The sequence below is a fragment of the Spirosoma rhododendri genome (assembly GCF_012849055.1).
Classification (GTDB): domain Bacteria; phylum Bacteroidota; class Bacteroidia; order Cytophagales; family Spirosomataceae; genus Spirosoma; species Spirosoma rhododendri.
In genome coordinates this window covers 4,370,630-4,385,768 of the sequence record NZ_CP051677.1, presented here as the reverse complement: position 1 = coordinate 4,385,768, position 15,139 = coordinate 4,370,630, and the positions used below count along the sequence as shown (strand labels likewise).

Below are 15,139 nucleotides of genomic sequence, written 5' to 3'. Positions count from 1 at the left end.
ACCAGTGGCAGGGCGTGCTGGCCAACTCCTCCACCGCGGCCCGCGTCGCCCCCGCCCGCCAGCACCGCGCCTTCCAGCCCATCCAGGCCATGGCCTTCGCCCCAACGGCCAGTACGCCTTTGCCGCCCTGGGCTACGCTGAGGGCAATCCCGCCCAGATCAAACTCGACCCCCGCCAGCCCCAGGCCCGCACCGAGCTCTTCGCCAAAGGCACCACCGACCAGGCCTCCCGGCTGGTGGCCACCGACGGGCAGAGCGTCTACTGGGGGGGCTACGAGGGGGTCTCCAACGGGGGGCGCTGGTTTGTCTTTGCCACCAACGCCAGCACCGATGCCGAGGTGAGCTTTGCCAGCGGTCGCTCGCTGCCCATGACCCACGGGCGGACCTACGCGTCGTGCATCGACGTCATCGAGTCGACCGACGGGCGGATGGGTGGGCTGGCCGTGCAGGCCAGGGGCCGTTACCTGTTTGTGAGCCACCCGGCCCGGCATGAGCTGCGGGTGTTCGACAAGAGCAGCGGCTCGCTGGTGGCCACCGAGTTTCTCAACGACGGGGGCGCGCTGGCCGTCGACGGCCAGGACCGGCTGTGGGTGGTGAACGGGGCGACGGTGGTGCGCTACTCGGTGAGCAGTCAGGGTCGGCTGAGCGGGGTGGAGCAGCAGCTGGGTGGGCTGGTGGCCCCCGTGTCGGTGGCGGTGAGTCCGGTCGACGGGACGGTGGCGGTGCTGGAGGGGGGCGCTCGTCAGCAACTGCGTGGCTACCGGGGCAGCGACGGGGCTAACCAGTGGGTACGGGGGGTGGCGGGCGGCTACCTGACCGACCCGGTGGTGAGCGATGAGAAGTTTTACGTCACCGACGGGCTGGGGGTGAGTGACGGGGTGTTTGTGAGCTACGGGGCTGACGGCAGCGTGTGGGTTGGCGACGGGGGCAACTACCGGGTGCAGCACTACGGGGCGGGCAGCGGCAGCGGTGGTCCGGGCGGTCTGGTGGACCGGATTCAGTACCAGCCCCACAGCTACAGCAGCCAGGTGGTGGGCGGCAGCGGGGCCCGCCGGGTGCTGGGGGAGTACCTGGAGTACGGGATCGACTACAGCAAGTCGGCGGTGGATGGCTGGACGCTGGTACGCAATTGGCGGGGCAGTATCCCGGCGGCCTACTTCAACGAGCGGTCGCTGAACTACCTCTTCATCACTGAAATCTTCAAGGATGTTACGACCCTGAGCAACGGCCGGACCTATGGTTTCCTGCGCCGATACACCGACCAGAAACTGGTACTGGTCGAACTGCCGCCCACCGGGCCGGTTCGGTTCACCAATATCACGTTCGACGCCCAGTACCTGTACACCTACCAGCTGGCCCCAGACGGCTCGCTTCGCCAGTCGCTCAACGATCTGAGCGGCACGGTTGGCACCATAAAATGGCAGACCCGCCCACTGACCGGCTTCGACAGTAACAACAACCCCGTCTGGGGGAGCGCGGTCAACTACGCGTCGGCTCCCGTAGCAACCGGCGAAGAACCGATCAACTGGTACGGGGGGCAGCAACGGACGGGTGAAACAACTGCCTCAAACGTGCTGGTCACCTTCGACAACGGTAAAGTAAATGGGCCGCGCGGCACCGGCTTCCACCTGGGGGGGATCCGGGTTGGTACCAGCAAATGGCTCTGGAAAACCGCCCGGGCAACCAATCCAAACTATACCGGCGAGTACCCCACCGACGGGGCGTACGACGTTGGTAACGATGTTGAATACGGTGGTGGCGGTGTCACGGTCAGCGGTCGGCACATTTTCTGGAATTACCACGGCGAATTCTGGAAAAACAGCCAAACCAACAAATGGCACCACGTTTACGACAATGGCCTGGTGGTGGGCAGCTTCGGCATGACGGGCCCGGACGCGGTGCAGCAGGCCCCCGACCGGTCGCCCGTACCGGGCATGGCGGGCAACGTCTTCTACGGTACGGCTACCGCTGGCCCGGACGGGGCGATTTACATTTACCACGCCGAAGAAGCGGGGCACGGCGGCATTCATCGCTGGCGCGTCGATGGGCTGGAAACCATTCGCGAGCAGGTCATTCCCATAACCATCAGCGCATCGGCGGGCAAGGGGCTACGGGCGCAGTATATGCAGGGCGATGACCTGAACAACTGCCAGCTTCGCACGGTACGAATCGACAGCACGATCAATTTTACGTGGAAAAATGACGGGCCAATCGACAACGTAGCGGGTGGTTCATCAGGCCGTTGGACGGGCTATGTGTCGCCCCCGAGCGCCGGGACATACACGTTTGCCGTCACGGCTAATCGGGGCGTCCGACTGTGGGTAGATGGCCGGTTACTGATCGATAGCTGGACCAGCCGAAGCACGGCGACGAGCAGCGGAACCATCGCGCTGGGCGCCGGTCAGTATTATCCGATCCGACTGGAAAGCCGGGGTGGGCAGCGGTTGAGTTTGACCTGGTCGGCACCCGGCCTGTCAACGCAGCCGATCCCGTCGGCGCGGCTGTACCCTGCCTGCGCGCCCGATTCTGACACCACAGACCTGCTCGATGGCTTAACAATGAGTAGCCAGCTTGTCGATGGGCAATACGGATGGAACCGGTTTCCGGTGCAGGAAGACAGCACCGACCGGGAGTCAGATTACTGGACGGCCCGCACCAGCATCAAAACCTACGACCGGTCAAAGTCGCCCGATCTGTACGTTTCGTTTCGGCAGCAACTGGGAAATTACAGCGTGAGTCGCAAACTGGATGGGCAAAAGAAAGTCCTAGACGCTTGGCAGTTGCGCGGGCGCGTGAACTACAGTGGCTCCTTTTTTTCGATTGATGAAGGGGCCAACCGCAACGGAGGCTGTGCCATCGAGGTACTCGACACAAACGGCCGGGTTATCGTGCAGCTCATCAACCGGGTATTTCTCAACCGGCCCAACGCACCCGCTGGCATCTACGCCAACAACGTGCCGATTACGGAGGGAAGCTACTTCAACGAAATCTGGGCGGTGGCCTCCCGGTCGCAGCCCATCACGATTCAACTGGTCGATGGAAAGTTACAGGTTCAATATGGCAAGTACGCGCCGGTGGTAGTCAGTGCATTCGACTCGCTGGCCAACGGGCGGCAACCCGGCACGGTACGGCTGCGATTCTGGGGTAACAACTACAATCTGGCCCGGATCATCGACGTCGAACGGCTGACGTTTGCCGCTCGCACGGTTACGCCAAGTCAGCGTGCTGTCGATCTTGATCTGTCGCTGCAAACCAACCGTCGGGTTGTGCAACTGGGCGAGCCGGTTACCTTCTCCCTTCGCCTGCGCAACACCGATTCGACCGTCAGTTCCACCCCAATTCAATGGGCCTGCCGATTGCCGGCTAATCTGATACTGATGGGAGGGGCGGCTGGTGCCGGCGACTCGCTGGTGACTGGCAGCATCCCCGTATTGCGCCCGCAGGCCGATACGGTCCTGACGTTCCGGGCCAGTGCGCGGGCGCTGGGCGAGTATCGGGTTGCCGCTCAGATTACCGGCAGCGGCCCCGATCCGGATAGCGTGCCCGATTCCGGTACGGGCGATGGTCAGGACGATGCCGCTGAGGTCGATGTTCGAACGGTCGACATAGGCACGGCTGTTTACGCGTCGGCTAACCCCGGCAGGTACCGTTACCTGTGGTTGTGCCCACGCCCTATACGCGTGATTCGCTGGCTGTGCTGCTGGCGCTCGATGTTACGCTCTTAAACCGAACCCCGGCCCTCAACGATCAGGTAGTATGTCAGGTAATGGTTCGAAATACGGGCGTAAACGCGGTTCGATCGGTTAAGTTGTGCCATCAGTTGCCGACCGGTCTGCTGTTTGTGGACGGCGCTGGCTGGCAGTCAGCCGGGCGTAGCATCACCACAACAGTCGATAATCTACCCGCCGGGCAGCAGGTCAGTACCACCTTTAAGCTGAAGGTGACGCAGGCAGGCCACTGGGTGTTACCGGTCAATGTTTGTCAGTACCAGGTTGTCAGTGCTGCTTCCGGGAGTGGCCCGGCTAGCGATGTGTCGGCACTTGCTGATTTCCGGGTTCGGTAGGGGTTAAACCAACGAATCCAGCCGGTAAGTGGCTGAATTCGTTGGTTCTGCTAGTTTGCTTACTGCGTTACGGCCAGCCGCTCGATCATGCTGTCGTGGATCTGGGTCATCGTGCTGCGCAGATCGTAGGTCCAGTCCCAGGTCGGGTAGTGCTCCTTGAAGCGGCTCAGATCCGAAATGTACCAGATATGGTCGCCACTGCGGTTGGTCTCCGAATACTGGTAGTTCATCTTATTGCCCGAAATCTCTTCGCACAGCGCCATCGCTTCCAGCATCGAGCAGTTGGCGTACCGGCCACCACCCGCATTGTAGACTTCGCCCGGACGCGGGTTCTGGTAGAAATGCCAGAACATGTTCACCAGATCCCAGCTGTGAATGTTGTCGCGCACCTGCTTGCCCTTGTAGCCGAAGATGGTGTACTGGGTGCCGGTAATGGCGCACTTCATCAGATAGCTCAGGAAGCCGTGCAGCTGCGCCCCCGAATGGTTGGGGCCCGTCAGACAGCCGCCCCGGAAGACGCCCGTGTTCATGCCGAAATAGCGGCCGTACTCCTGCACCATGATGTCAGCCGCCACTTTACTGGCTCCGAAGACCGAGTGCTTGGTGTGGTCTAGACTCATGTACTCGTCGATGCCGTTTTTGTAGTAGGGGTGGTTGGTGTCGATTTCCCAGCGCGTCTCGGTCTCGATCAGGGGCAGGAAGTTGGGGTTGTCGCCGTAGACTTTGTTGGTCGAGGTAAAGACGAAAACGGCCTGGGGCGCGTGCAGGCGGGTCATCTCCAGCATGTTGAGCGTACCAACGGCGTTGACCCCGAAGTCGGTGAAGGGCTCACGGGCGGCCCAGTCGTGGGAGGGCTGAGCGGCCGTGTGGAGCACGAGCTTGATGTCGGTGCCGTACTTCTGGAAGATGGGTTCCAGCTGGCTTACCTCGCGGATGTCGGCGGTGTGGTGTTCGTAGGTAGCGAAGTCACTGGCCAGCCGGTCCTGATTCCACTGGGTAGAAGCTTCAGGTCCGAAGAAGTACTGGCGCATGTTGTTGTCGATGCCGATGATGAGGTCGAACTTATCGGCGAAGAACGAAACGGCTTCGCTGCCAATGAGGCCACCTGAGCCGGTAACTAATGCAATATTCATGTGTATCGTCTGATTAGTGAATAAACTGGATTGGTTGTTAATGAATTCGCTGCCGTGCTGGGGCATCAGTTATGACTAGGGTAGGGGTACCGTTTTATAATGACGAGTTCGGGTTTGTCAGCACGTATTTGTAAAATCGGATTGAGCAAACTAGTATTACAAGCTGGTAATTGACAGTCGATTCCGGGTGCCAATCAATTGGTCTTCGTACGTTCCATCGTAGTCTATCCAACAACAATTAGAAAAACAGGGCTGTAACGTCTGTCCGGTGTGTTTTTTGTTACTTTTAAAGTCGTTGTGAATAGATCAAAATTCTACCAGTTCATTCCCGGTCCCTGGACCATCATACTTGTGGTTGGCTTCTGTCTGTTCGTCTGGGCGGTCTGGTGGCTTCTTCATTAAGTAATGGTCATATGCTGTTCACTACTAACCGTGCGCTCAGCCGTTGTTCATTCTGCTCGAATCGTACGACGTAAACGCCCGGTGGCAGATTATGCACGTCGGCCGTCGTTGTTGCGGTACCCGTTGTCGGTGTCCACTGCTGCACAAGTCTCCCGTCAGCCGCGTACAACCGGATTGTGCAGTCGCCGACCACGGACGGATGCCCGATTGTCAGCCACTCACTGGTTGGATTTGGCGAAAGTGTCAGGTGCGGGTTTTCCGGGCGGGTCGTAAACGCCGGGCTGTAGACAATCTGACCGGCTGCCGCTGAAGTGGTTGCCAGCTGAAACCGCCAGTAACCCGCCGGCCGTTCAACGTCGCCAACCTGAATCGGGGTCGTGTAGGGCACGAAAGGGCCTCCGTCGGTGCTGACCAGGATAGTAGCCGCCCCGGCCGACAGGGTGGCCGCCAGCTGATCGCGCTCATCGTCGGCCAGGAGGTTGATCTGCGTTGTCCCCAAGTCTGCGAAGAAACGCAGATTTTGCAGGTTCATTACCCGATTGACATTGTACCCATCACCCCAGAAGTACAGCCGGATCTGCCGGGGCTTTCGCCAGTTGCCGCCCTCGTCGGCCAGCGGAGCCGTAACGGGCGGGTAGGGGCCGTATTTGATCGTTACCTGCCCGTTGCTGACGCTGATGTCGATGGGCTGATTGCGGTGAACGACCGGCGTCAGCGCGTAGTTATAATCGCCCTGCGCAATTAGCTTGTTGTTGATGAATAGCCGGCCCGTGGGCGATCCTTTAAGGGTAACCTGATTGTTGAACCGAACCAGCAACCGGCCTGCGTCGTCAAGTACATCGAAGTAGACGCCACCGGCTTTGTTGCGCCCTTCGTCGATGTTAAAGAACGAATCTTCCTGGTTGATAACCCCCGTCAGTCGCCAGCCCTCGTTCGCTTTCGTTGAATCGCCCAGGCTGCGGGTAACGGTATGAACGGCCTTCGCCTGCCGAAACCGGATATTCAGATCCGTCGCCTGGAACCGGTCGTAAGTCTTGACATTCGTTCGTAATGACCAGTACTTGTTATTGTAGTCGGTCAGGTCTTCCTGTGCCGGGCTTCGCTGCCAGCCGTACAGCCCGTTGACCAGCGACGTACCCGCAGACAGGCCGTCCAGCAGATTCAGGCCGGGAAGCGTGTTCGGATCGACGGCGGGTATCAGGTACTTGCTGCTGATGGGTTGCCGGGCCAGATTCGGGGCCGACCAGCTCAGGGTAAGCTGAGTGCCGCCGAAGCTTTCCAGCCGGATCGGGTAGCGCGTTCCGGCGTCCAGCGTTATCAGCTGTTGATGCGTAGTCGACTGGCTGGCTCCCGGCTGGTCGATGAGCAGGGTGTTGTCGACCCACAGCCGGACGCCCTTGTCGGCCGTCACGTAAAAGGTATACGGACCCGCTCCTGGTGGCACCACAAAACCCTGCCAGCGTACGGACGACACGCCCTGCTGCGCGCGGGCCTGCACACCGGTCGACGCAGCGGGCAGCACCGGCACCGTATCGATGCGGGTGTAGTAGGCGTTGGCGTTGTTCAGGTCGGCGCCGGTCATGTAGGTACTGGATAGCCCCTGCTGACTGGATTCGGATACCGTGACGGGAATAAACTGCTCGCGAATGGTTTCCAGCCCGTCGACGCGCCAGCGGTGAATACCGCCATGCCCCGCTTCTTCGGCGTGGTAAATGTAAATCGCACCGTCGGGGCCGGCAGCTGCCGTACCGTAAAAGACGTTGCCCGCCATCCCCGGCACGGGTGATCGGTCGGGGGCCAGTTGTGCCGCTTCCGGACCCGTTATCCCGAAGTTGCCGACGACGAGTCCATCTTCGTACACGTGGTGCCATTTGTTAGTCTGGCTGTTTTTCCAGAATTCGCCGTGGTAATTCCAGAAAATATGCCGACCGCTGACCGTGACATCACCACCGCCGTATTCGACGTTGTTGCCGATGTCGTACGCCCCGTCGGTCGGGTAGTCGCCGGTGTACTCTTTCGATGTGGCGGGGGCTGTGCGCCAGGTCCACTGACTTGCGCCGGGCCGGATACCGCCCAGGTGAAAGCCGTACCCGTTGGACCCGTCGCTGCTGAGTTTTCCTTTGTTAAACGAAACAATGGTACCATTGGTGGTCGACAGGCCGGGGCGCATGCCGCCAAAGCCTGTGAAATCGACCGGGTCTAGGGGCGAAATAGTCGGGATGCGGGCTGTCGTGACCGCGTCGCCCCAGATCGGGTTGTGCTGACTGTCGAAGCCCGTCAGCGGGCGTTTTTGCCAGCGTATCGTGCCGCCGACCCCGGATGGAAAGCTAATTGTCTGATTTAGCGAGCCGTCGGGGGCTATGTAGTAGGGCATGTCGGGCAGGAACAGGCCCGTAAACCGAACCGGCCCCGAGGAAGGTAATTCGACAACGGCCCAGCGGTTGGTCGACGGCTGTTTGAGCAGGGCGTACGTCCGGCCGTTGCTCAGGGTCGTTACGGCTTTAAAGACATCGGTGATGAAGAGGTAGTTCAGTGACCGCTCGTTGAAGTAAGCCGCCGGGATGCTCCCCCGCCAGTTGCGCACGAGCTGCCAACCGTCTACTGCACTCCTGCTGTAGTCGATCCCGTACTCCAGGTACTCCCCCAGCACCCGGCGGGCCCCACTGCCGCCCACCACCTGGCTGCTGTAGCTGTGGGGCTGGTACTGAATCCGGTCCACCAGACCGCCCGGACCACCGCTGCCGCTGCCCGCCCCGTAGTGCTGCACCCGGTAGTTGCCCCCGTCGCCAACCCACACGCTGCCGTCAGCCCCGTAACTCACAAACACCCCGTCACTAACCCCCAGCCCGTCGGTGACGTAAAACTTCTCATCGCTCACCACCGGGTCGGTCAGGTAGCCGCCCGCCACCCCCCGCACCCACTGGCTAGCCCCGTCGCTACCCCGGTAGCCACGCAGCTGCTGACGAGTGCCCCCCTCCAGCACCGCCACCGTCCCGTCGACCGGACTCACCGCCACCGACACGGGGGCTACCAGCCCACCCAGCGGCTGCTCCACCCCGCTCAGCCGACCCTGACTGCTCACCGAGTAGCGCACCACCGTCGTCCCGTTCACTACCCACAGCCGGTCCTGGCCGTCGACGGCCAGCGCCCCCCGTCGTTGAGAAACTCGGTGGCCACCAGCGAGCCGCTGCTCTTGTCGAACACCCGCAGCTCATGCCGGGCCGGGTGGCTCACAAACAGGTAGCGCCCCTTTGCCTGCACGGCCAGCCCCCCATCCGCCCATCAGTCGACTCGATGACGTCGATGCACGACGCGTAGGTCCGCCCGTGGGTCATGGGCAGCGAGCGACCGCTGGCAAAGCTCACCTCGGCATCGGTGCTGGCGTTGGTGGCAAAGACAAACCAGCGCCCCCCGTTGGAGACCCCCTCGTAGCCTCCCCAGTAGACGCTCTGCCCGTCGGTGGCCACCAGCCGGGAGGCCTGGTCGGTGGTGCCTTTGGCGAAGAGCTCGGTGCGGGCCTGGGGCTGGCGGGGGTCGAGTTTGATCTGGGCGGGGTTACCCTCAGCGTAGCCCAGGGCGGCAAAGGCGTACTGGCCGTTGGGGGCGAAGGCCATGGCCTGGATGGGCTGGAAGGCGCGGTGCTGGCGGGCGGGGGCGACGCGGGCCGCGGTGGAGGAGTTGGCCAGCACGCCCTGCCACTGGTAGCGCACGCGGCTACTCAGGACGCGGACGTGGTAGCTGCCGGGGGGCAGGGCGCGTCCGGTCTGGTCGGTGGGGGCGAGGGCGGCCGAGAAGGTACCGGGGGTGTTAGCCGGGCCGACCACAGAGTAGCTATCAGCGTGGAGTCAGCGCCAAACAGCCCGGCCGAAGTGGTGGCTGAGTCGCTCAGGCTATAGGAAAACGAGATAGGACGAGCCTGCTGCCCAATAACCGGCTGCACACCACTGCTGAAGAGGAGAATCAGCAGGCGTGTGCAACCGCCAATCCACCGGGAAAGGCGAAGGGTGTTGAATCGGGCAGCAGGAACGTCGTACACAGTCATTACAGGGTTGCTTCTTTCAGCGATGGTAGAGCTACGGGTGTTTCGGTGAGGGTTGACAGGATGCGCGACAGCACGACATCGCGCCGGAACTGACGCACAAACTGACCAGCCGCCGTCTTGTGCCGGTCTACGATCGGATCATCAGCCAATACGAGCCCAATCTGCCGGCGCAGGGTATCCATATCGCCGTAGTCGCTCACCAGCGCCAGATCGTGTTTTTTGGTTGTCTTGTACAGCTCAGAGTCGGCATCGGCGTTGATGATAAGCAGTTGCTCCATCGCCATGATACCCAGCAGCTTGGACGGGAAGTAGATGTCGAACGCAACCTTAACCTGCGCAATGAATACCGCATCGACATCGGCCAGAAACGTCAGGTACTCGGCCGGGTTTAGAAACGGCATGAACGTCACGTTTGGGATAGACTTGGCTGCTGCGTACTCTTTGAGTCGCTCCAGATCAGCCCCTTCGCCGATGATGAGAAAATGCAGGTTGGGCGTGCCGGCAAAAGCCAGGGCGGCATCGAGCATCACGTCGAGGCCCTGTTTTTTACCGATGTTACCCGCGTAGCCGATCAGTTTCGTGTCGGGTGAGAAGCCGTACTTTTTACGGAACAGACCCGCTGGTGGCCGTTCGGTAGTGCTGTCGTCGCTGTGGTTCCAGTTGGGCCACGAAAGCACTTTTTCCGCTGGTAACTGCTTCCGGTGGCGTAGCAGATCGAGCATACTGTCGGAGATACTGGACACGTAATCGGCCTGATTATAGCTCCAGACTTCCAGCGCTTCGGTAGCTTTCAGCACCGGAGAATCACTCATCATACCCAGTGAATGAGCCGCTTCAACCTGAAAGTCCTGCACGTTGATAACCAGCTTCCGACGCCAGAACAAGTTCATGAAAGCTGCCAGTACGCCAATGATAACGGGCGTCGTGAAGACAACGATGACGTCGGGGCGCTTGACCCGGCAGGAGTTGATCAGCGCAAAAAACGCCAGCGACAGCTCGTGCAGAATCCGGCCGAACGTCGATGGATTGCTCGGCACGTAGAGATAGCCCCGGTGAATCGTGACGTTGTTGATGACGTCGGTCGCGAACAGTTTGCCTTTATCTTCCGGGCGTTTTTTCCACTGCGGGTAAAACGGAAATCCGGTGATTACGTCGACATCGTGGCCTTTTTCGGCACAATAGAACGCAAAGTCCGATGCGTAGATGGGAATGCCGCTGTGATCGGGGGCAAATGCCTGACTGTAGATTAAGATACGTTTGTTTTCCATAAATAATGGTAGTCGTCCTGATGACCAGTTAATACGTTTCGTTCAATCGGGGCTGTTTCCGTAGGCTACCGGTGTGTGACCAGTAGCCGCCCAAAACTCCCCTCTACCAGCAGACCGGCCGCGCTCCCGGCTGCTCCCCAGCCAATATCGCCCCAGTCGAAGTGGCGCAGCGGCTGAAGCAGCTGACCCGCTTCGGCCAGCCCCACGACCCCGACCAGCCCCAGCCAGGCAATGCCCCAGCTTCGTAGCGGCTGCCGGGTAACGACCAGCCAGATGCCCGTAACCAGCCCCAGAAACAGCAGGGGGATGGCCGTCCGCAGGTTCATGTTCTCGTCCTGATCGGCCCACCGGCTCAGCCAGTCGGGCAGCAGGGCCGTCAGTTCCAGCCGGGGTTGCGGTATCCAGCTGAAGAAAAAGACGAGGCTAATGCCTGCTGCTATCAGTCCGTACAGGAAAAACCTGGGCATAGTCACTGGTTAGTTGTTTGCCCCCACTACGTCGAGCGAGCGGTTTTTCTGGGCAGCCGTCGGGGCTGTTGTTGTCTGCTTCTGCAATTCACGGGTACGCAGCACGATGAAGTATTCGTAGATGGCCTGCATCGTAGCGTAGGTAACCCCCGCTCCACCGTCCAGAAATGCCCGCCGTCCGACGACCATGTACAGCCACTTGATAAACGGCCGACCGGGCATCTGGTAGAACAGGCCCTTCTGGTGAAAGCGTTTCTCCGTAAAATCGGCGCCGAACAACGCTTTGCGTAGCGAGAACGTCGTTGCACCCGCCATGTTAGTCATGTGCGTAGCCGCTTCCATGTCGGCATAGCCGAGGTGCCGCTGCCACCACGCGCGAAACCCTTTGCTGAACGGATAGTGATCCAGAAAGCCGGTTAGCCGGGTGGTGGGGCCGTCGGGTATCGATACGGGGTTTACCAGTCGTTCGTACCGCATACGTTCGGGGCGAAACAGGCGCAGGTAGTAGGGCGAAATCTGGGCGTGTTTCAGCCAGGTACCGTCCCAGGCGAAGTCGCGCCGTTGAATCTCGTAGGCCACGGCGTCGGACTGACTCGGATCAAACTGTTTCAGCGACTCATACAGGCTGTCGGACACGCGTTCGTCGGCGTCGATGTACAACACCCAGGGGTGCTTGAAAGCGATGTTGGCAAGGCCCCAGTTCTGGTGCGCCGACCAGTTGTCGAACCGGCGCTGGGTGACGTGCGCTCCGGCGGCTTCCGCAATGGCAACGGTCTGATCGTCGCTCAGTGAGTCGAACACGTGTATATCATCGCACCAAGCCACCGATTTCAGGCAGCCGGGCAGGTCTTTTTCTTCGTTTTTAGTTAGAATCAGTACTGAAATCATACCCGTGTTCGTCAGATAAGTAGAAAACAAACGATGGTTGTTGAGTCATCAGGCGCGGTTAGCCGTCTGGTAAACCTCCTCATACAGCGCCTTGTACATAGCTGAGATGTGGCTCAGTTCATACCGCTTAATGTTGGCAAACCCATTGGTGATCAGCTGTTCGCGCAATTCGTCGTTGATGATGATGGATTCGATACCCTGTCGGATGGAGGCCGGGTCGTATGGATTCACCAGTACCGCAGCGTCACCCGCTACCTCGGGCATTGACGACGTCGTGCTGGTAACCACCGCGCGCCCGACGGCCTGCGACTCCAGGATAGGCATACCAAACCCCTCAACCGTCGATACAAAGCAGGTAATGTCGCACTGCCGGTATTCGTCCAGCACTTCCTCGTCGGAGAGGCCCTCTTTCCAGGTGTAGTCGATTCCTTTTTCGGTCAGCAGCGCACGCAGATGAGCTTCCTGTTTACCCACGATGACCAGCTTGCAGTTGAGGGGCGCAATGGCTTCGATCAGGTTTTCGATGTTCTTGTTAGAGCGGGTACCGATCTGGAGTAACACCGGTTTCTGCTTGTTGAACGGTTTGGGGTAAGGCTGGTAGCGCGGATCATAGAAGTTCGGAATGACCCGGATTTTTTTAGCCAGAAACGGTACCCGCTTGACAACGTCTTTCCGGGTTTCCTCGGAAACGACCGTAACAGCTTTCACCCGGAGAATCGGGAGCAGGAGCCACAGTGAATAGTATTTAAGCAGGTAACCGGGGTGCCGACGCTTTATGAAGTTGATGTCGTGAATCGTCAGGATCGTATTCTTTCCGGGCAGCCCGAGCGCCAGATAGTGGATGTCGCCCGTGATGTGATTGATTTCATCCGTTTGCTTCGACGCCCAGCGAATATTCTTGCTGATAGCCCCCTCCGACGCGCAGTGGTGCGGTACCGTTTTCCGGTCGAAGTGGAAGTTGGTTTCATCGGCTATCGAGTGTTCGATGTCGTTGAACAAACGTTCGATGCTGAAGTGAAACGAGTTAATAGGCTTTCTGAAATAATGAGTAATATTCATATAAAGGCTATTATAATGATGTAGATAGTAGTATATCTGTCTATTAATGAGCGAGTACGGGTGAAGCTTCAACCATAAGCCGTTCTTTCAGCGGTTTACAGGGATGCCCGGCGCAGACCGTCCAGGCGGGCATGTCGCGCGTGACGACCGAGCGGGCCCCAACGACGCAGCCTTCACCGATCGTTACGCCCGGATGCACGAAGGCTTCAGCCGCCACCCAGGCCAGGTCGCCGACCTGAATCGGGTAGGCAACGAGCGGTGAGCCGGGGCGGGTGTAGTCGTGCGTACCGGCGCAGAGGTGCGTTCCCTGCGAAATCACTGTCCGATAGCCCAGGCTGATGCGGGCCAGCGAATACAGGATAGCCCCGTCGGCAACGCCACATTCATCGCCCAGATCGAGGTTCCACGGTGCCCAGATTTTTACCCCCGGATACACGTGCACACCCCGGCCCACCTTTGCCCCGAAGCTGCGCAGCAGAAACGAACGCCACGCGTGAAAGGGGCGGGGTGAGAGCCGAAAGAAAAGGGCCGCGACGACGCCCCAGACCAATCGGCCCAGGCGATTCTTCAGCGAGAAAGACGGCCCCGTGAATGTGTCCTGATTAACCATGCGAAACAGTGCTTTTGTGATCGTTGAGTACAAGCGCATCGATAAGCCGGTCGGTGGCCGGGTCGATGAAAAAATGCTGCTGAAAGGTCTGGCGGGCGCGCTGACGCATTAGCTGCTGATCGCCGGGCGACAGCCGTAGCCAGTCAGCGAGCAACTGCTGCGTACCGGCCTGCGTGTCGGGGCCAACCAGCCCACCACCCGTCGCGTCGATTTCGCGCCAGATATTAACCTGATTCGAGATCAGCACCGGGCTTCCGCAGGCGAGTGCTTCGACCACGGCAATGCCGAAATTTTCCTGATGGCTCGGCAGCACAAACGCCTGACAGCCGTAAAACGCGCCCCATTTAGCATCGCCGGTCAGCATCCCCGGAAACAATACTCTGCCTGCCAGCGCGGGCGACTGCGCTACCTGTTGCCGAATCTGATCGCCGTAGGCCGAATCAAGGCCCGGCCCGGCAATAACCAGTTTGGGCAGCGACGCCTGTTGCTGCACGAGGGCAGCATAAGCATTCACCAGCAGGTCGACGCCTTTTTTAGGGTCGATACGGCTCAGAAACAGCAGATACGGCTCGTTTGCCAGTTCCGGACAACGCTCCCGGAAGGCGATCGGCATGGCGGGGTCGAACGCCGGGACGTCGGCGATGCCGTGCCCAACGTTCAGTTCGCGGGCGGGGTGGTAGGGGCGGAACGGCTCCCGTGCCAGCAGTAGCTCGGTCTCGCAGGTAAAGAGCAGGCCGTCGGCTTCGTTGATGACGTTGTTTTCGATCAGTTTCCAGTACGCCCAGTTCCGGAGGGCTTTAATCCGTCGACCGCTGGCTTTCTGGAACCACGGGTCGAGCATGCCGTGGGGCATCACCAGAAAACGGGGCAGCTGTGCCGATGGCGTCTGCCGTAGCTGCGTCATGGCCTTGCGGACGGCATGGCTGGGGTATAGCCACAGGCCGTGTACAATGACGGTGTCGAACCGGGTCAGGTTGTCGAGTAGCCAGGGCAGTAGCCGGGCGCTGTAGTGCCAGCCGTTGGCGGCCGGGCCCAGGGCGTGGACCGGAAACGTGTACTGCGCCAGATACGGCGCGTCGGGCGCGTCGATCGTGGCTACTTCGTTCTGAATCCCCCGCCGGGCCAGTCCGTCGACGATGGTCCGAATGGCCTGACATACGCCACCCGACTGCGGGTCCATATTGGCAACGACGTGAAGGATGTTCATA

11 protein-coding genes are annotated in these 15,139 nt (G+C 60.2%); 3 read left to right on the top strand and 8 right to left on the bottom strand.

Annotated features, from left to right (window positions below; translation table 11 throughout):
• Positions 1-4: 4 nt before the first annotated feature.
• Both HH216_RS18245 and HH216_RS18240 read left to right on the top strand, forming a co-directional pair.
• Positions 5-3,724: a PA14 domain-containing protein gene (locus HH216_RS18245; RefSeq protein ID WP_169552095.1), complete on the top strand. Its 3,720-nt coding sequence runs from the start codon at positions 5-7 to the stop codon at positions 3,722-3,724.
• A complete protein-coding gene (locus tag HH216_RS18240) occupies positions 3,661-4,062 on the top strand; it encodes a DUF11 domain-containing protein (RefSeq protein ID WP_169552094.1) in 402 nt (133 codons plus the stop codon). Before HH216_RS18245 ends, HH216_RS18240 begins: the two co-directional genes overlap by 64 nt.
• Positions 4,063-4,121: 59 nt before the next feature.
• On the opposite strand, the gene HH216_RS18235 is transcribed toward HH216_RS18240, so the two are convergent.
• On the bottom strand, positions 4,122-5,195 hold the full coding sequence (locus tag HH216_RS18235) for an NAD-dependent epimerase/dehydratase family protein (protein ID WP_169552093.1): 1,074 nt from the start codon (positions 5,193-5,195) through the stop codon (positions 4,122-4,124).
• Positions 5,196-5,604: 409 nt separating this feature from the next.
• Positions 5,605-8,709, bottom strand: coding sequence for a PA14 domain-containing protein (locus HH216_RS18230; RefSeq protein ID WP_169552092.1), 3,105 nt, complete (start codon positions 8,707-8,709; stop codon positions 5,605-5,607).
• A gap of 139 nt (positions 8,710-8,848) precedes the next feature.
• On the opposite strand from HH216_RS18230, the gene HH216_RS18225 reads away from it, so the two are divergent.
• On the top strand, positions 8,849-9,493 hold the full coding sequence (locus tag HH216_RS18225) for a hypothetical protein (RefSeq protein ID WP_169552091.1): 645 nt from the start codon (positions 8,849-8,851) through the stop codon (positions 9,491-9,493).
• 145 nt (positions 9,494-9,638) lie between these two features.
• Here the strand turns inward: HH216_RS18225 and HH216_RS18220 are convergent, their stop codons facing one another.
• The 6 genes from HH216_RS18220 to HH216_RS18195 form a co-directional block, all read right to left on the bottom strand.
• On the bottom strand, positions 9,639-10,907 hold the full coding sequence (locus HH216_RS18220) for a glycosyltransferase family 4 protein (RefSeq protein WP_169552090.1): 1,269 nt from the start codon (positions 10,905-10,907) through the stop codon (positions 9,639-9,641).
• A 65-nt stretch (positions 10,908-10,972) separates the two neighbouring features.
• A complete protein-coding gene (locus tag HH216_RS18215; RefSeq protein ID WP_169552089.1) occupies positions 10,973-11,374 on the bottom strand; it encodes a hypothetical protein in 402 nt (133 codons plus the stop codon).
• A 9-nt stretch (positions 11,375-11,383) separates the two neighbouring features.
• Entirely contained in the window at positions 11,384-12,262 is an 879-nt protein-coding gene (locus tag HH216_RS18210) for a glycosyltransferase family 2 protein (RefSeq protein ID WP_169552088.1), read from the bottom strand.
• Between the two features lie 48 nt (positions 12,263-12,310).
• Positions 12,311-13,321 carry a glycosyltransferase family 4 protein gene (locus HH216_RS18205; protein ID WP_169552087.1) on the bottom strand — a complete coding sequence of 337 codons (1,011 nt, stop codon included), beginning with the start codon at positions 13,319-13,321 and terminating at the stop codon, positions 12,311-12,313.
• Between the two features lie 43 nt (positions 13,322-13,364).
• Positions 13,365-13,931 carry an LbetaH domain-containing protein gene (locus HH216_RS18200; RefSeq protein WP_169552086.1) on the bottom strand — a complete coding sequence of 189 codons (567 nt, stop codon included), beginning with the start codon at positions 13,929-13,931 and terminating at the stop codon, positions 13,365-13,367.
• Positions 13,924-15,138: a glycosyltransferase gene (locus HH216_RS18195; RefSeq protein WP_169552085.1), complete on the bottom strand. Its 1,215-nt coding sequence runs from the start codon at positions 15,136-15,138 to the stop codon at positions 13,924-13,926. The genes HH216_RS18200 and HH216_RS18195 overlap by 8 nt, the downstream gene beginning before the upstream one ends.
• Between the last annotated feature and the right edge of the window lies 1 nt (position 15,139).